Origin of the sequence: Marinovum sp. PR37, assembly GCF_028807375.1 — a bacterium.
Classification (GTDB): domain Bacteria; phylum Pseudomonadota; class Alphaproteobacteria; order Rhodobacterales; family Rhodobacteraceae; genus Marinovum; species Marinovum algicola.
In genome coordinates, this window is sequence record NZ_JARAML010000033.1 from 32,530 (window position 1) to 48,564 (window position 16,035).

At 62.8% G+C, this 16,035-nt stretch carries 14 protein-coding genes and 2 pseudogenes; 14 read left to right on the top strand and 2 right to left on the bottom strand.

Annotation, left to right across the window (positions count from 1 at the left end; all coding sequences use genetic code 11):
* Positions 1–93 precede the first annotated feature (93 nt).
* The gene (locus PVW49_RS20975; protein ID WP_274591510.1) at positions 94–1,002 is read right to left on the bottom strand and encodes a LysR family transcriptional regulator; all 909 of its coding nucleotides are present in this window, start codon (positions 1,000–1,002) and stop codon (positions 94–96) included.
* A 226-nt stretch (positions 1,003–1,228) separates the two neighbouring features.
* Here PVW49_RS20975 and PVW49_RS20980 point away from each other — a divergent pair, with 226 nt between their 5' ends.
* The 5 genes from PVW49_RS20980 (at position 1,229) to PVW49_RS21000 (ending at position 5,941) form a co-directional block, all read left to right on the top strand.
* Positions 1,229–2,533, top strand: a complete 1,305-nt coding sequence (locus PVW49_RS20980; protein WP_274591497.1) for an amidohydrolase family protein — start codon at positions 1,229–1,231, stop codon at positions 2,531–2,533.
* A 12-nt stretch (positions 2,534–2,545) separates the two neighbouring features.
* Positions 2,546–3,304 carry an ABC transporter permease gene (locus tag PVW49_RS20985; protein WP_274591498.1) on the top strand — a complete coding sequence of 253 codons (759 nt, stop codon included), beginning with the start codon at positions 2,546–2,548 and terminating at the stop codon, positions 3,302–3,304.
* Positions 3,304–4,131: an ABC transporter ATP-binding protein gene (locus PVW49_RS20990; RefSeq protein ID WP_274591499.1), complete on the top strand. Its 828-nt coding sequence runs from the start codon at positions 3,304–3,306 to the stop codon at positions 4,129–4,131. Before PVW49_RS20985 ends, PVW49_RS20990 begins: the two co-directional genes overlap by 1 nt.
* Positions 4,132–4,157: 26 nt before the next feature.
* Entirely contained in the window at positions 4,158–5,129 is a 972-nt protein-coding gene (locus PVW49_RS20995; protein WP_274591500.1) for an ABC transporter substrate-binding protein, read from the top strand.
* 65 nt (positions 5,130–5,194) lie between these two features.
* Positions 5,195–5,941 carry a sulfite exporter TauE/SafE family protein gene (locus tag PVW49_RS21000; protein ID WP_274591501.1) on the top strand — a complete coding sequence of 249 codons (747 nt, stop codon included), beginning with the start codon at positions 5,195–5,197 and terminating at the stop codon, positions 5,939–5,941.
* A 120-nt stretch (positions 5,942–6,061) separates the two neighbouring features.
* Here the strand turns inward: PVW49_RS21000 and PVW49_RS21005 are convergent, their stop codons facing one another.
* On the bottom strand, positions 6,062–6,349 hold the full coding sequence (locus PVW49_RS21005; protein ID WP_274591502.1) for a hypothetical protein: 288 nt from the start codon (positions 6,347–6,349) through the stop codon (positions 6,062–6,064).
* On the opposite strand from PVW49_RS21005, the gene PVW49_RS21010 reads away from it, so the two are divergent.
* From PVW49_RS21010 to PVW49_RS23815, 9 genes and pseudogenes are all read left to right on the top strand, one after another.
* Positions 6,348–7,685: a LacI family DNA-binding transcriptional regulator gene (locus PVW49_RS21010; protein WP_274591503.1), complete on the top strand. Its 1,338-nt coding sequence runs from the start codon at positions 6,348–6,350 to the stop codon at positions 7,683–7,685. The genes PVW49_RS21005 and PVW49_RS21010 overlap by 2 nt on opposite strands.
* A complete protein-coding gene (locus PVW49_RS21015; protein WP_274591504.1) occupies positions 7,682–9,292 on the top strand; it encodes an FAD-dependent oxidoreductase in 1,611 nt (536 codons plus the stop codon). The genes PVW49_RS21010 and PVW49_RS21015 overlap by 4 nt, the downstream gene beginning before the upstream one ends.
* Positions 9,293–9,403: 111 nt before the next feature.
* Positions 9,404–10,567 carry an ABC transporter substrate-binding protein gene (locus PVW49_RS21020; protein ID WP_274591505.1) on the top strand — a complete coding sequence of 388 codons (1,164 nt, stop codon included), beginning with the start codon at positions 9,404–9,406 and terminating at the stop codon, positions 10,565–10,567.
* Positions 10,568–10,576: 9 nt separating this feature from the next.
* A complete protein-coding gene (locus PVW49_RS21025) occupies positions 10,577–11,506 on the top strand; it encodes a carbohydrate ABC transporter permease (RefSeq protein WP_274591506.1) in 930 nt (309 codons plus the stop codon).
* Positions 11,496–12,338, top strand: coding sequence for a carbohydrate ABC transporter permease (locus tag PVW49_RS21030; RefSeq protein ID WP_274591507.1), 843 nt, complete (start codon positions 11,496–11,498; stop codon positions 12,336–12,338). The genes PVW49_RS21025 and PVW49_RS21030 overlap by 11 nt, the downstream gene beginning before the upstream one ends.
* A gap of 5 nt (positions 12,339–12,343) precedes the next feature.
* Positions 12,344–13,396 carry an ABC transporter ATP-binding protein gene (locus PVW49_RS21035; RefSeq protein ID WP_274591508.1) on the top strand — a complete coding sequence of 351 codons (1,053 nt, stop codon included), beginning with the start codon at positions 12,344–12,346 and terminating at the stop codon, positions 13,394–13,396.
* Between the two features lie 9 nt (positions 13,397–13,405).
* Positions 13,406–14,425 carry a hydroxyacid dehydrogenase gene (locus PVW49_RS21040; protein ID WP_274591509.1) on the top strand — a complete coding sequence of 340 codons (1,020 nt, stop codon included), beginning with the start codon at positions 13,406–13,408 and terminating at the stop codon, positions 14,423–14,425.
* Positions 14,426–14,441: 16 nt separating this feature from the next.
* A pseudogene (locus PVW49_RS21045) lies at positions 14,442–15,083 on the top strand (ThuA domain-containing protein).
* A 347-nt stretch (positions 15,084–15,430) separates the two neighbouring features.
* A pseudogene (locus tag PVW49_RS23815) lies at positions 15,431–15,550 on the top strand (IS5/IS1182 family transposase); the annotation flags it as partial.
* Between the last annotated feature and the right edge of the window lie 485 nt (positions 15,551–16,035).

Here is a 16,035-nt window from a genome sequence, read left to right on the forward strand (position 1 = left end):
CCGAACCCGCAATAGGATACACAAGCGAGAATAAGAGTGTAGGCTCATAGGCAATTCTCTTGGCGTCACATCTCGCGAGAGGTCGGGAACTCATCAATTTCCAGACCCATACCGACATGCAATTTCCTCGATCCGTTGGGCGACGCGTTCCGAGAACTCCAATGTGATCTTGGATGTCGGCCGATCCAGCGGGCGCAGCAGATAGACCGTCTGCCAGACTTCGGGCACGAACCTGACGATGTCCAGCTGGTCCCGGTACCGATGTGCGGTGATTGCATCGATCAGCCCGACCCCGAGACCCCGGCGGACAAAGCCGCAGACGGATTCAAATGTCTGCGTCTCCACAGCTGTGCCGGGGTAGGCCACACCGGCCTGATCGAACCGCTCTGAGAACTGGATGGCGCTTGGGTGTGTGGCGCTGACGCAGATCAGGGTCTCGGCGGTCAGATCTTTGGGCGTGACCGTCAAAGTGCCGGGCGGTGCCTTCCCTCGGGGATAGGCAATCATGCAGGGGATCGCGAATTCCCGCACATCGAGGGTGTGGGCTTCGGCCGATCGCGTCGAGATCGCGAGATCGAAGTCGTGGGTTTGCAAAAGTCCGGTCATCATCTCGGATCGGCGCGCCTGCAGATGTACCCTCACCGAGGGCCGGTCGGACAGGAAGTCGCTGAGCGCTTCGGGCAGGAAGTCGATGGCGATGTCGGGGTAGGAGACGATGACCAGGTCGCCCCTGAGGTTGTCGCGGATTTGGCGCGCGCGGTGTTCGGTCAACTCGACGCTTTCAAGCGTGCGTTGCACGTCCGGCATCAGGAATTTCGCCTCGGGCGTGGCGACCAGGCGCCCCTTGACGCGGTCGAAGAGCTTGAACCCCAGCGCGTGCTCGAGGTTCGCGATCAGGCTGCTGGCCGAGGGCTGGGCGATGCCCAGGTTTTGCGCAGCCTGCGTCATGTTTCCGCTCATCATCACGGCACGCAAGCACTCAAGTTGCCGAATATTGATCACATCCAAGATCCATAGTTTTTGCCTATGACTGGCGTAAAATATAGTATTATCTTCTATGAACGGCTCTGTCTACGCTCTCTGCAAGCAGTCGAATCTGCGACCAGCAAGACGCGTAACAAGGACTGGGAATACCATGACAGGAGTGTCGGAACTTACCAAAAGCGGCAGCTATGCCCTGGCCCCTGAACTGGTGCTGACGCCGGAGGGTGCCCGGACAGATACGGTGGTGCAGGTCGTCGACGGTGAAATCTCGTACGTTGGTTCGCGCGATGGTATCGACGCTGGAACGTCCGTGGTCGACTTGCCCGACCGGGCCATCGTTCCGGGCTTCATCGACGCGCACACCCATCTGGGACAGGCCTTCGGCAAGGCGATCACCGGCGGTGAGCCGGCGCAGATCTGGCGTCGCATCTGGGCGCCGATGGAATCCAGCTATGACGCCGAGACGGTTTATGTTTCGGCAAAGTGGATGTTCCTCGAGGCCCTGCGAGGCGGATTTACCGGTATCGTCAACTTCGCGGTGATGAACGGTGAGAAAGCCTCGGCGCTGCATCAGGCGGCGGCGGATGTGGGTATCCGGCTGGTGTCGTCCACCGGAGCTGCGCTGCCCGTGGATGAGGCGCAGCAGCCGTCGTCCTGCCAGATCGCCGAGAGCATCGACGGCGCCCTGAAACGCGCCGAAGCGCATATCTCGGCCTGCAAGGACCAGCCGCTGATCACGCCGTCGCTTTGCGTCCCCGCAGTGCAAAGCGCGCCGGGCGAGATGATCCGCGCACTGTCGGAATTTGCCGCAGAGAAGGGCGCGCTCTTCCAAATCCACACCAACGAACACCACGTCGAGGTGCATTGGAGCGTTTGCACTCACGGCAAGCGCCCGCTGGAGTACTTCGCCGAGCACGGCGCGGTGGGTCCGCATACGCTGCACCATCACTGCACGCTGGTCACCGACCGCGAGATCGAAATCCTGCGCGAAACCGGCTCTGCCGTCAGTTACAACCCGCTTGCCAGCGCCTGGAAAGGCGATCGGGTGGCGCCGGCTTTGGCCTTCGCTTCTCGTGGCGTGCGCTTCGGGATCGGCACCGACAGCACCCGCTCGGACGCTCTGCGTTTGCTTGAATCGGCCGAGACCGCACAGCGCCTGTCGCAAGGCATGCAGAATGCCGACTTCTCCTGCGGTGCGGCCTGGACCTGGATCGACGCCGCGACGCGCGGCAGCGCAGATGCGGCCGGCCTCGGCGGGGTCACAGGGCAGATCGCCCAGGGACATCGTGCCGATTTCCTGGTGCTTGATCGGCGCCAGCCCGAGGTCAGCCCGTCATGGGATTTCGAATGGGAATTGGTCCGGCTCTACAACCGCGACCAGATCGAGGCGGTGGTCATCGATGGCCGCTGCGTGATGGCACACTCCCGGCCTGTAGGCTGGGATGCCGAGGACTTTCTGAAAACCAACCGGACACGCGCGCAGGAGGCGGTCAGCGCCGCGCCGATCATCCGGTGTCATGGCCGTTCGGCCGATTTCCGGAACAGATGAAAGGGCATCGCGATGGAAACGCATCTCAAGAAATACGGCCAGCTCGCCGTCTCGCTCTCGGGCGTGATCGCGATATGGTGGATCGTCTCGGGCTTCGGGCTCGTCAACCAGAACCTCTTTCCCACGCCACCACAGGTGCTGGCCGCCGCGGTCGAGCTCTACAAGGACGGGGTGCTGATTTCGGACCTGCAGATTTCGCTCAAGCGCGCTGCCATCGGGTTCACCATCGGATCGACGCTGGGCGTGCTGATCGGGCTGCTCACCGCACGGGTCTTTGCGTTTTCCGTAGCGCTTGAGCCCTTCCTGACGCTGCTCCGGCCCATTCCCGCCATCGCTCTGGTACCGATTGCAATCGTCTGGTTCGGCATCGGCGAGGGATCGAAATACTTCGTGATCTCGTACACCGTGTTCCTTGCCGTCTGGCTGAATACCCACGCCGGGGCGTCCACGGTGGCAGGCACCTATATCCGCGCCGCAAGGTCGCTGGGCGCCAACCGCTTCCGCGAATTCTTCGAGGTTGTCGTCCCCGCCGCCGCGCCGCATATCGTCGTGGGTCTCCGCCTCGGTGCCGCGCTGGCCTTCCTCAGCCTCGTCGCCGCCGAACTCAGCGGCGCCTCGTCGGGCATAGGCTTCCGCCTGCAGGACGCCCGCCAGTTCATTCAAACCGACCGCATGTTCGTGGGGCTCATCGAGCTCGGCATCCTGGGCGCCCTTCTCGACTCGGTCTTTGTCCTCATCAGCCGTCGGCTGGTCCATTGGGAGAGCGCATGATGCAGAATGCAGCACTGAAAATCGTCGAGGAAGATCAACCCATGTCCAGCACCGAGATCGGCAGGATTGACGTCGAAGGTGCCGCCGTCACCTTCAAGGGACCGAAGGGCAAGAAGATCGAGGCCCTTGCTCCGACCGACCTCGTGATCGAACCCGGTTCCTTCATCTCGCTGATCGGCCCCTCGGGCTGCGGCAAGTCCACGCTCCTGAACGCGGTCGGTGGCTTCGTGCCGCTCTCGGAAGGCGTCATCAAGCTGGACGGCGAGCCGGTGAAAGGCATCAATCCCGACGTTGGCGTGGTGTTTCAGCAATACGCGCTGTTCCCGTGGTTCACCGCGCTCGGCAACGTCATGTTCGCGCTGAAACGCTTTCCGTATTCCAAGCAGGAGCGCAAGGATCGTGCGATGGCCGCCCTGAAGGAGGTCGGGCTGGAGGGCCGCGAGAACAATTACCCCGGCCAGCTTTCGGGCGGCATGCGCCAGCGGGTGGCGCTGGCGCGGACCTTCGTGACCTCGCCCAAGGTGCTCTTGATGGATGAACCCTTCGGCGCGCTTGATGCGCAGACGCGGGTGGTGATGCACGAAATCCTGCTCCGCGTGTGGGAGGCCCACAAGGCCACCGTCATCTTCGTCACCCACGACGTCGACGAGGCGCTGATCTTGTCCGACCGAGCCCACATCATGAGCGCCGGCCCCGGGCGCATCATCGAGACCATGGAGATCACCGACGAACGCCCTCGGCGCGCGCACCAGGTGACCGAGAGCTTCCTCAAGAACCGCAACCACATCATCGGTCTGCTGCGCCAGCCTGGCGCGGACGACCACTGAAAGAACAAGACCAACAGGAGGTAGAAATGCACCACTCACTCAAGACCACCGTCCTTGCCGGCAGCCTCGCGGTCCTCGCGACCGGCGCCGCCGCGCAGGACACCGAGATCACCTTCGGCGGCGGCGCCTATCTCGACATTCCGCAGCTGTCGGTCGCGATGGACCATGACCTTTTCGCCAAGCACGGGCTCGAGGTGAACGTGATCCCGTTCCAGTCCGGCCGCTCCGCCTTCGAGGCGCTGCTTGGCGGCCAGCTCGATGTTGCCGTCATGGCCGAGGTCCCCGCCGTCATCGGCGCCATGCGGGAACAGGACTTCAAGGTCATCGCCGGCCTCTCGCAATACCAGGCCACGCGCATCATCCACACCGGTGACGCAAGCATCGACAGCGTCGCCGCTCTGGATGGTAAGCCGATCGGCGTGACCGCCGGTACCAACGTTCATTTCTGGCTCGAGAACGAGATCGCGGATGCCGGCATCGAGGCCGAGATTGTCTCGGTTGGCCCCACCGACATCGTCCCGGCGCTGGCCCGCGGCGACATCTTCGCCGGCGCCATGTTCCCCTCGTTCTACGGCGGCGCAAAGAAGACGCTGGGCGACAAGTACCAGGAAATCCCGATCTCCAGCTACAACACCCACTTCATCCTCGTTGCCACGCAAAAGCTGATCGATGACAACCCCGAGGCAGTTACGTCGGTGCTGCAAGCCCTGATCGAGGCCGAAGGCGTTGTGGCGTCGGACCCCGTGGCCTCCCACGAGGCGGTCTCGCGCGTGTTGAGCGGCACGTTGAAACCCGCCGAGGTGGCAGAAGCCTCTGCGAACTATGCCTTCGCAGTCGGCCTGACCGATGCGCTCGTGGACCTGATGGTCGCGGAAGGCGAATGGATCAATGCCCGCGGGTCGATCAAGGGCGATGTGCCGACCCGCGCCTCGATCGGCGCCTATGTCGACGACAGCTTCCTGTCTGAGATCGACGCCGGGCGGGTTTCGCTGAACTGATCCCACCTTCACTCCCCGCCTGGCCGGATCATACCCGTGGTCCGGCCCTTTTCATGGAGTACGCCATGGACCCGGCGCTTCTGTCCTTGCTCAGCCTCGCGGTCTTCGGTGCTGCCATGCTGCAGGCGGCTACCGGGATCGGCTATGGCGTCATCGCCGGTCCGATCTTCCTCGTGGTGCTGAACGGCACGGAGGCCATCCAGATCAGCACGCTGCACAACCTCGCTATTGCGCTTGTCCTTGTTCCGCGGCTGCGCGGGGGCGTACAAAAACCGGTGCTTGGGTGGCTGACCGTTGGAAGCATCGCCGGGATCGCGGTGGGCCTTGGCCTGCAAGGCGCTGTGAGCGTCGTCGCGCTCAAGCTGGTCGCTGCCGCCATGGTGACCTTCGTCGCCTTCACGCTTGCTGCCGACATGCGCCGGGTGCGCGGCCAAGCGCCGGCGTCACCGCCGGCCGTCCCCGAGATCATCTCCGTCGGTACCCTGGCAGGGATCATGGGGGGCATGCTGGCCATGCCCGGGCCGCTGGCCGCAACCTGGATGTCGGTGCGCGCCTTCGACAAGGCGTCGGTTCGCGCCACGATCCTCGCCTTCTTCGTCTTCGCTTACGGGGCCAACGTGCTGAGCTATGCGCTCGTCTCGGGCTTCGCCCTGCCGACGCTGAAACTGGCGGCCTGGCTCGCGCCAGCGCTTGCTCTTGGAGTCGCCGCCGGCGCGGGCGTGTCCGCGCGACTGTCCGAAGCTCTGTTTCGCAAGGTTTTGCTGGGTGTGCTGACGGCGACCGTCGCCATGCTGCTTCTGAGCCTGTGGTGAGCCCACATAAATCCCGGATTTGTCGTGAATGATTTTTGGATAATCAAGAGCGTCTTCAGCGGTCTCTGATCGACGCCAACATCTCCTATCAAACCTCCGCAGGATGACCGTTGCGCCCGATCAGGTGAGTTCGTTCGTCAGAACGGACATGAAATCCTGAACCAGTGCGTGGGGATCGGGGGGGGTGAGCGATATAGAATCGGGACGTCCACTCCAGCCAGAGACCGAGGCCATCGCCACCGCATCTGGCAACCCGGCCAGTTCTGCCTTTTGCAGGTACGGACGCACCGCCATCGGATAAGTCGCAATCTCTTCGAGTGACAGCGATCCTGGCTCGCGGGCAAATAGCGCGTGGCTGCAGCCACAATAGAAGCCGGGTTCCACGACGCAGAACGGCGTGTAGAACATGTTCGGCTGGCGGTTCGGGAACTGGCAGATTACCCCGCTACGGGGTCAGCTTTCCACGCCTGTTCACATCAAAGCCAAATGGACCCTTCCCATCGAATGGCATGTTTTCGGTGTCGCGTTGACTCAAAAACGAGACAAGCCCCCCCACGGATCGCGCTGGAGTTTCCACCGGTTGGAGTGCTGCCAAGCCAAGGGTGTCGATCTCTGCGGCGGCAGGACCGACCAGTACTGGTTGACCCAAGACAACAAGCAAGTTATACGTATTAACAGTTATACGCATAACTGGAGATTCGGAATGTCCGGACGACGCCTCACACAGAAGGAAATCGCCAAACGTGCCGGCGTCAGTCAGGCCTCTGTTTCGATCGTGCTCAACGGGGCGGAGCGGGACAGGAAGCGGATTCCCGACGAGACCCGCAAGCGAATCCAGAAGGTCATTGACGAGACCGGTTATGTTGCCGACCCGATTGCCCGCCGAATGGCCAAGGGACGCAACAACATCCTTGGCGTCTTTACCTACGAGCCGGCCTTTCCCCGGGCGCAGGCGGATTTTTTTGCGCCGTTTCTCTTTGGCATCGAGGCGGCGGCCCAGGAGCAGGGCTATGATCTGCTGCTGATGACCTCGGCGGAACGCGACGCGAGCGGCGCCAAGCGCATCTTCGGTGAGCCGAACCGAATGCGGATCGCCGACGGTTGCCTGCTGCTGGGCCGCAAGTTCGACAGCCGCGATCTCGAACGACTGGTGCAGGGCGATTTTGATTACATGGCAATTGGTCGCCGCGATGATGCGGGCGGACCGGTAGATTACGTCGGGGCCGATTATGCCGAAGCCACCCGGACGCTGGTGGAGCGGGCAAGGGAGCTCGGCCATACGCACTTTGCCTATGTGGGACAGGACGGAGGGGCAGAATCCATCGCCGACCGCTGGGCGGGGTTCAACGCGGGACTGGCCGAAGGCGGCAGTCTGGCACTGCATATCCCCGAGGTAGGCCTGCCCGCAGATCAGCTTCTCACGGATGTGCGGGCCTCGGGCGCTAGTGTCGTCTTCTTCATCGAGCTGGCTGACGCCATCCCCTTCAAGCGCGCCGTCACGGCGGCCGGGTTAAGCGTGCCCGGCGACCTTGCGATCGTCGTTCTGGGTAGCCACGTGCGGCCTGACGACACCGGCACCCACTTTGCCACCTATGCCATCCCGCGAGAGGAGATGGCGCGCCGCGCGGCGACGGCGCTGATCGCCCGGCTCGAGGGGCGTGACTACGACAGGCAGTCGCTTCTGCGCTGCGACCTGATCGAGGGGGAGACCCTCGGACCCATCAAAGAAAAGAGTGTGACGTGAAAGAACTTAAGACCGATATCGCGATCATCGGCGCCGGCGTCGGTGGTGTTGCTGCCGCCTTGGGTGCCCTCAGATCCGGGCGAAGCGTGGTGATGACCGAACCCTGCGACTGGATCGGGGGCCAGCTGACAAGCCAGGCCGTGCCCTCCGACGAGCATTCCTGGATCGAGCAGTTTGGTGGCTCCCGCACATACCGCGAGCTCCGGACCGCGATCCGGCAGTTCTATCGCGATCACTATCCGCTGACCGAAGGCGCGCGCGCCTGGGGCGATCTGAACCCCGGCGCGGGCTGGGTCAGCCGGATGTGTGTCGAGCCGCGCGTGCCCGTCGCCGTCATGGAAGCCTGGCTCATGCCCTATATTGGCTCGGGTCGGCTGACGTTGCTGAAACCCTACCAGCCGGTCGCGGCCGAGATGGACGGAGACCGGGTGCGCGCGGTGACCGTGCAGCATGTGAATTCCGGCGCGCAGGTGCAGATCGAGGCGGCTTACGTGATCGACGCCACCGAGCTGGGCGATCTGCTGCCGCTCACGAATACCGAATATGTCACCGGCTTCGAGAGCCAGTCTGACACCGGCGAGCCCAGCGCGCCCGCCGAGGCGCAGCCTGACAACCAGCAGGCGGTCTCGATCTGTTTCGCGGTCGATCATGTCGACGGCAACCACGTCATCGACAAGCCCACGAACTACGACTACTGGCGCAAGGTGCAGCCGGAGTTCTGGGGCGGGCCGCTCATCGGCTTCAAGTCGCCCAATCCCCGCACGTTGGAAACCGCGACGCGCAGCTTTACCCCCAACCCCGGCGACAATTCGCTCGCGGTCGATGCCGACCAGCGCCGCAATCCGGGCGACGGCAACCTCTGGACCTTCCGCCGCATCGCCGCGCGCGACAATTTCGTCAAGGGCGCCTATGTCTCTGACGTCTGCCTCGTGAACTGGCCGATGATCGACTATTTCGAAGAGCCGATCATCGACTGCACAAAGGCGGAATACGACGCCCGCATCGCCCGCGCGGCCGAGCTTTCCTATTCCGTCTTCTACTGGCTCCAGACCGAGGCGCCGCGCGAGGATGGCGGCCAGGGCTTCCCCGGCTTGCGCCTGCGTGGCGACATTACCGGCACCGATCACGGCCTCGCCATGGCGCCCTATATCCGCGAGGCGCGGCGGATCAAGGCGGTCACAACCATCTTGGAACAGGACTTGTCCTTCGAGGTGCGCGGCAAGGCGGGAGCGGTGAACTATCGCGACAGCGTCGGCACCGGCATGTACCGGATCGACCTGCACCCCTCGACCGGCGGCGACAACTACATCGATGTGCCATCCTGCCCGTTTGAAATCCCGCTGGGGGCGATGCTGCCCAAGGAACGCTCGAACCTGCTGCCTGCGGGCAAGAACATCGGCACCACGCATATAACCAACGGCTGTTACCGGCTGCACCCGGTGGAATGGAACATCGGCGAGGTCGCGGGCCTTCTGGCGGCGCATTGCCTGAACGAGGGCACCGACCCGCATGCCGTACAGGGGAATGATCCGCAACTCGAAGCCTTTCAAGAGCTGCTGCGCCAGCAAGGCGTCGAGATGCGTTGGCCCGACGTGCGCGGCTACTGATCAACGAGACCAATATATCAGGGAGGAAATAACATGAACCGACTGACACCCCTTGCCGCTTTGGCAATGACAACAGCGCTGGCAGGCGCTGCTGGAGCGCAAGACCTGCGTATGACGATCTGGAGCGCGAACGAGGCGCATCTGGCCGTCTTTAACGAGATCGCCGACAGCTTCATCGCCGACCGCCCGGAGGTGAGCTTGACCTTTGAATCGCTGCCCTTCGCCAGCTACACCACCACGCTGACCACCCAGATCGCCGGCGGCAATCCGCCGGATCTGGCCTGGATCCTCGAACGCACCGCGGCGGACTTCGTGAACTCCGGCATCCTCGCGCCGCTGAACGAGGCCTTCACCAATACCGAGGGCTTCGACTACGGCGACATGATCGAGAAACCCACCGAGCTCTGGCGCGTGGACGGCGAATTGTATGCCGTGCCGTTCTCCACTTCTCCACTGGCGATCTTTGCCAATACCGACCTGATCGAAGCCGCAGGCGCGCGTACCCCGGCAGAGCTGATCGAGGCCGGTGAGTGGACCTGGGAAAACGCCATGGCCACCGCCGCCAAGGTGGCCGAGGGCGACAAGGACGGCATCATAGTCCGCGACTTCAACTACCAGACCTGGCAGAATCTCGCCGCGATCTGGCGCGGCTGGGACGCTTCGCCATGGAGTGAAGACGGCAACACTTGCACCTTTGCCGATGCCGAGATGGTCGCGGCCATGACCTTCATCCACGACGCCATCTTCGAACAGGGCGCCATCCCCGGCCCGGGCGAAAGCGTCGACTTCTTTGCCGGTGACGCCGGCATGAGCATTACCCAAATCTCGCGCGCCTCGCTGTTGCCGCAGGGCGACGACGCCTTTGCATGGGACCTTGTGCCGCTGCCCGCTGGGCCGGCCGGTGAATACTCGGTGATCGGTCAGGCTGCCATCGGTGTCTTTGAGGACAGCGAGAATTCTGACCTAGCGGTGGAATTCCTGGCCCATATGACCAATGCGGAAAACTCTGCCAAGCTGGCCCAGTTCTTTCCGCCGATCCGTGAAAGCTTGCTCAATGCCGAAACCCTGGGCAACACCAATCCGCTGCTGACGCCCGAAATGATCGAAAGCGTTGTTGTGCAGGGCATTGCCAAGGGCGGGGTGCTGCCGGTGCATGAGGGCTATTCGGAAATCCAGCAACTGGTGCGCGCAGAGCTTGATGCGCTCTGGCAGCCGGATGCGGATGTCGAAGAGGTGCTGGGCGCGGTCTGTCGCTCGATCCAGCCGCTGCTGTAAGGGATACCGATGACTGTCGTGGCCACCCATTCCGATCCACCCCGTCGCAAGCGCCTCTTCTGGACGATGGACCGCCGCGACAGTCTCGTCGGCTATCTCTTCATCGCGCCGCAGGTTCTGGGCATATGCATCTTTGTGCTGCTGCCGCTGGTGCTGGTGTTCTGGTATTCGCTGCATGAATGGAACGTGCTGGCGCGCACCTTCCGCTTTACCGGGACCGAGAACTACCAGCGCCTGCTCTCCGACCCCGGTCTCGTCAAGGTGCTCGGGGCGACCGCGATCTTCTCGGTCTTCCTTGTCATCCTCAACATGTCGCTGGCGCTATTGCTGGCGGTGCTGCTGAACCAGAAGCTGCGCGGCATCACCATCTTCCGCACGCTGTTTTTCTCGCCCGTCGTGGTGTCGCTGGTCGCCTGGACCATCGTCTGGAGCTTCCTGCTGCAGAACAACGGCGGGCTGAACGGCATTCTTCAGGTCTTTGGCATCGAGGGGCCGAACTGGCTGCGCAATCCGACCACGGCGATGATCTCGGTCGTGGTGGTGCAGGTGTTTAAGAACGTCGGGCTGAACATGATCCTGTTTCTCGCAGCTCTGCAGGGCGTGCCGAAAGAGCTTTATGAGGCCGCCCGCGTCGACGGCATCCCGGCCTTTGCCCAGTTCCGCCGTATCACCCTGCCGATGATCAGCCCGACGGTGCTTCTGACCTCGATCATCACCATCGTGGGCTCGCTGCAGGTCTTTGCCCAGATCGCCGTGTTGACCAAGGGCGGGCCCGGCATGTCGACCACGGTGCTGGTCTACTACCTCTATCAACAGGCCTTCGAGTTCCACAAATTCGGCTATGGCGCCACCCTGTCGATCCTGCTGTTCCTGATCGTCGCGGTGCTGACCTTCGTGCAATGGCAGATGCGGAAGAGGATCGTCTTCTATGAAAAGTAACCTCTCGCCCCGGATGAAGGTGGCGGTGTACGGGCTGATGTTGGTGTTGCTCATTCCCTTCGTCTTTCCGACCTGGTGGATGGTGACCTCTTCGGTCAAGCCGATCTCGGACATCTTCGCCTTTCCGCCGGAAATCATCCCTAGCCGCTTCGATTTCACCACCTATGCCCAGGCCTTCGAGCTGCAGCCCTTTGCCCGGCAATACTGGAATTCGGCCTATATCGCGGCCATCGTCACCTGCGGCACGCTGCTGTTCTCGGCAATGGCGGGCTATGCCTTTGCCCGAATCGACTTCCCCTTTGCCGATGCGCTTTTCATGGTGCTGTTGGTGGGGCTCTTGATCCCGTCCGAAGTGACCATCGTGCCGCTGTTTCAGCTGTTCCTCGGCTGGGACATGATCAACACCCATTGGCCGCTGATCCTTGTGCCGATCTTTGGCGCGCCTTCGGTCTTTGCCACCTTCGTCATGCGGCAGTTCTTCATCGCGCTCCCGAAGGAACTGGAAGAGGCCGCCCGCGTCGACGGGTTGGGACGGTTCAAGATCTTCTGGACCATCGCCCTGCCGCTGGCGAAACCCGCCCTCGGCGCGGTGGCGATCTTCACCTTCCTGCATTCCTGGAACCTCTATCTCGAACCCATCGTGTTCCTCTCATCCCCCGAGAAGTTCACGCTGCCGCAGGCGCTGACCCAATTTACCGACGCCTATGGTGGCGCGATGTGGAACATCCAGCTTGCGGCCGCAACGATGACCGCGATCCCGGTGCTCATCGTCTTTGTCATAGCCCAGCGCCAGTTCGTCGAAGGACTGGCCCATACCGGACTGAAAGGCTGATCGTCATGGCCCAGGTAACCTTCTCGGACGTGCAGAAATCCTATGGCGCGGTCAATGTGATCCACGGCGTCGAAATCGACATCGCCGACGGCGAGTTTGTTGTGCTGGTCGGTCCTTCCGGCTGTGGCAAATCCACCCTTTTGCGGATGCTGGCGGGTCTGGAGACCATCAGCGGCGGCGAGATAGTGATTGGCGATACCGTGGTCAACGATCTCGAACCCAAGCAGCGCGACATCGCCATGGTGTTCCAGAACTATGCGCTTTACCCGCACATGACCGTCGCCGACAACATGGGCTTCTCGCTGCATCATCGTGGCGCCAGCAAGTCCGAGATCAAGGAGCGGGTCGGTTGGGCTGCGGGCATTCTCGGACTTGATGCCTATCTCGAACGTCGCCCGGGCCAGTTGTCCGGCGGCCAGCGCCAGCGCGTCGCCATGGGCCGTGCCATCGTGCGTGACCCCAAGGTGTTTCTGTTCGACGAGCCGTTGTCCAACCTTGATGCCAAGCTGCGCGTCGTCATGCGCGGCGAGATCAAGGCGCTGCACCAGAAGCTGAAGACCACGACGATCTATGTCACTCACGACCAGGTCGAGGCGATGACCATGGCCGACAAAATCGTGGTGCTGAATGGCGGCAAAATCGAACAGATCGGCAGCCCGCTTGAGCTTTATGACAACCCGGTCAACCAGTTCGTCGCCGCCTTCATCGGCTCGCCCTCGATGAACTTCATCGAAGGTCGCGTGGACGGCGGCACCTTTGTCGCGGGTGACGCGCGGCTGCCCGCGCCCTCCGCCCTGCCGAACGGCAAACCGGTTGTCTATGGTGTCCGTCCCGAGCATTTCCGCCTCGACCCCGATGGCGGGGTCAAGGCCGAGGTCGTGGTGGTCGAGCCGATGGGCTCGGAAACGCAGGTGACGATGATCATCGCGGGCCAGAAGGTCTTTGGTGTCTTCCGCGAACGGATCTTGGCCCAGCCCGGCGAGGTGCTGCATCTGGGTGTGGATCAGGCGCACACGCATCTTTTTGATGCGGCCTCCGGGCTGCGGCTGGCGGCCTGAACCGCCCCCATGGCCCCTGCAAGACCCACGCTGCTTTTTGCCATGGACCCCGTGCTGACTGCGCGGGTGTTCACGCCCGAGGCGTCGGCCCGTCTGAATACGCTTTGCACAGTGCTGGACCCCAGGCCCCTGCACGGCTGGGACACGGCGCAGGCGGTCGCGTTGTTGCCAAGGGCCGAGGTCCTCGTCACTGGATGGGGCGCGCCGCCGCTCGGGCCGGAGGTTCTCGACCGGGCAAAGGCGCTGAAGCTGATCGCCCAATCCGCGGGTTCGGTCAAACGGCTGCTCACCGACCCCAGTCTCTTTGCGCGGGGCATCGCCGTGACCACCGCCGCCGACGCCAACGCGGTGCCGGTAGCCGAGTTCACTCTTGCCGCGGTCCTGCTCGCCAACAAGCAGGTGTTCCGCTTCCGAGAGCTTTACCGACAGGACCGCTCGCGCCGGTGGACCGACGCGCTGGCCGCCAGCCCCATCGGCAATTTCGGCCGGACGGTGGGGATTGTCGGCGCCTCGCGCATCGGGCGGCTGGTGGTCGAGAGACTCAGGAATTTCGACCTCGATGTGCTGATCCACGATCCCTTTCTCGGGCCGGACGATCCGGTGCTGGCCACCGCCCGGCAGGCCGATCTGACCGAGCTTCTGTCCCGCTCCGATGTCGTGTCGCTGCACGCGCCCTTGCTGGACGACACCCGTGGCATCATCGGCGCGCAGGAACTGGCGAAGATGGCCGATGGCGCAACCCTGATCAACACCGCGCGTGGCGCGCTGGTCGATCAGAACGCGCTGATTGCCGAACTGGCGACGGGCCGCCTGAGCGCCGTTCTCGACGTGACCTTCCCCGAGGTTCCCGACACGGCCTCGCCTCTCTATGATCTGCCCAACGTGTTTCTCACGCCGCATGCGGCAGGGGCGATGGGGCTCGAACAGGGGCGGCTTGGTAATCTGGTGGTGGGCGAAGTGGCACGCCACTGCGCGAACACGCCCCTGCGTCACGCCCTGACCGCCGAGGTCTATGCCCGCAGCGCCTGATGCCAAGGAGCCTGCCATGACGGATCACAAGCCCCGCCAAGGTGCCCAAAAGGTCGCTGACATGCCGAGCACCAGCGGCATGGACGTGACGGTGAGTGACGACGCCAACGCCCTCGTCGCGCCCGAGGTGGCACAGATGGCGCTGGTGGTGCCGGTCATCACCGGCGAAACCATGCCGCGTGAAAAGATCACGCCGTTGCTTGATGCGCTCCGGAACGGCACGGGCATGGCGGGTTATCACCACTGCATGTCCGCCACCTTTCGCGACCTGCCGCAGTTTCGCTACGCCGCTGGATGCACCTGAGTCGCCCAACCCGGCAACATCATGAGCTACCGGGTGCGCGTCACCCGGCCCGACGATCCGATCATGGCCGGGATCAAGGATTTCGATCCCCTGTCCGAGCAATTTTACATGCACTTCGATCCGGCGGTGGAGGTGCTGGCCGAGACGGCTTTCTCTGGCGAGCAACATCCCTGGCGGACAAGCATAACCATGCCAGTGACCTTCAAGACGCATTATGGTGCGGGGCGTATCTTTTTCACCGCGCTCGGCCACACCGCAGACGAGCTTGACCTCTCCAATGTCCGCCGGATGTTGCACCGCGGACTACTTTGGTCGGCCGGTATGCCCAGCGAAAGGCTGGGCACTGTGCTTTAGCGCTTCGTTCGCCGGAACTCTCGAATTCCCCAGCAACGCTGATGCCCCGCCCTATATCGGTTCCTCATCGATGGCGAATGTCTGCAGGATGATGATGCTCGGCTCACAAAAATTGAAGAGCGACTTGGATCCGTATCCTGGACGTACTTCGGGCAAGCGCAACACGTTGCGAATTAGGAGTATTATCACTAATTTCCGCCGGGAGGGAGTCTGCCTGCCCGGAACTTGAGTGCTCTATCGGCAGGGAGCGGGCTACGGGATGCTGCTGAAACGAGCACGAATTCACCGCTAAGGACACTCAGGTGACAGGATTGTGTCACCTGCGCCGAAAACCGCTGCATTGTGAGATCCAGCCCTTGCTGTCGGACGAACACTTCTCGGTCGATGGCACGCTGATCAGGGCGCGGACCTCGATGAAAAGCTTCCAACCGAAGGAACGCGCGCCGCCGTCGGATGATGACCCCGACAATCCACCTCCGCCATCGCCCGATGACATGCCTTCAAATTCCGACCTGCCTCAAACGCCCGAGTCCCCCGCGCTGTAGGAGCGATATTGGCCGTTTCTGAAAAAACCAAGGCCGACCAATACACAATGCTGACATCGCCGGCCCGCAGTCTGGGGGCTCTAATGCCGCACACCGTATTGTTCCCAGCAGGAGGCCGGATGCGAACTAGCCGAGATGCTGCTCAAGAGGAGCCGCGGCGCGGCATCCGGGGGCTGCCGGAAACTGGCAAAATCCACGCTACGCATTGACGGAAAGCCGCATGGGACACTCTAACCTCTGAGGATCTCGCGACGATGCTTTGCTCGATGCCGTGAGATGGCCTATTAAAGCCGTGCCCTCGGCAAAGGAGATTGAGGCTTGGACCGCGGCAACTTCGATCTTCGACTTCTCGGCTACTTCTTCCGTAACCGCCCGATTTGAACCGCCTGCTCGTATGTCCCGGTGAT

Coding starts and splice junctions, on each gene's coding strand:
- PVW49_RS21035 (WP_274591508.1), top strand. CDS start 12,344: ATGGCCCAGGTAACCTTCTCGGACGTGCAGAAATCCTATGGCGCGGTC.
- PVW49_RS21010 (WP_274591503.1), top strand. CDS start 6,348: ATGTTCGGCTGGCGGTTCGGGAACTGGCAGATTACCCCGCTACGGGGT.
- PVW49_RS20990 (WP_274591499.1), top strand. CDS start 3,304: ATGCAGAATGCAGCACTGAAAATCGTCGAGGAAGATCAACCCATGTCC.
- PVW49_RS20985 (WP_274591498.1), top strand. CDS start 2,546: ATGGAAACGCATCTCAAGAAATACGGCCAGCTCGCCGTCTCGCTCTCG.
- PVW49_RS21005 (WP_274591502.1), bottom strand. CDS start 6,349: ATGTTCTACACGCCGTTCTGCGTCGTGGAACCCGGCTTCTATTGTGGC.
- PVW49_RS21025 (WP_274591506.1), top strand. CDS start 10,577: ATGACTGTCGTGGCCACCCATTCCGATCCACCCCGTCGCAAGCGCCTC.
- PVW49_RS21000 (WP_274591501.1), top strand. CDS start 5,195: ATGGACCCGGCGCTTCTGTCCTTGCTCAGCCTCGCGGTCTTCGGTGCT.
- PVW49_RS21030 (WP_274591507.1), top strand. CDS start 11,496: ATGAAAAGTAACCTCTCGCCCCGGATGAAGGTGGCGGTGTACGGGCTG.
- PVW49_RS21040 (WP_274591509.1), top strand. CDS start 13,406: ATGGCCCCTGCAAGACCCACGCTGCTTTTTGCCATGGACCCCGTGCTG.
- PVW49_RS20995 (WP_274591500.1), top strand. CDS start 4,158: ATGCACCACTCACTCAAGACCACCGTCCTTGCCGGCAGCCTCGCGGTC.
- PVW49_RS21020 (WP_274591505.1), top strand. CDS start 9,404: ATGACGATCTGGAGCGCGAACGAGGCGCATCTGGCCGTCTTTAACGAG.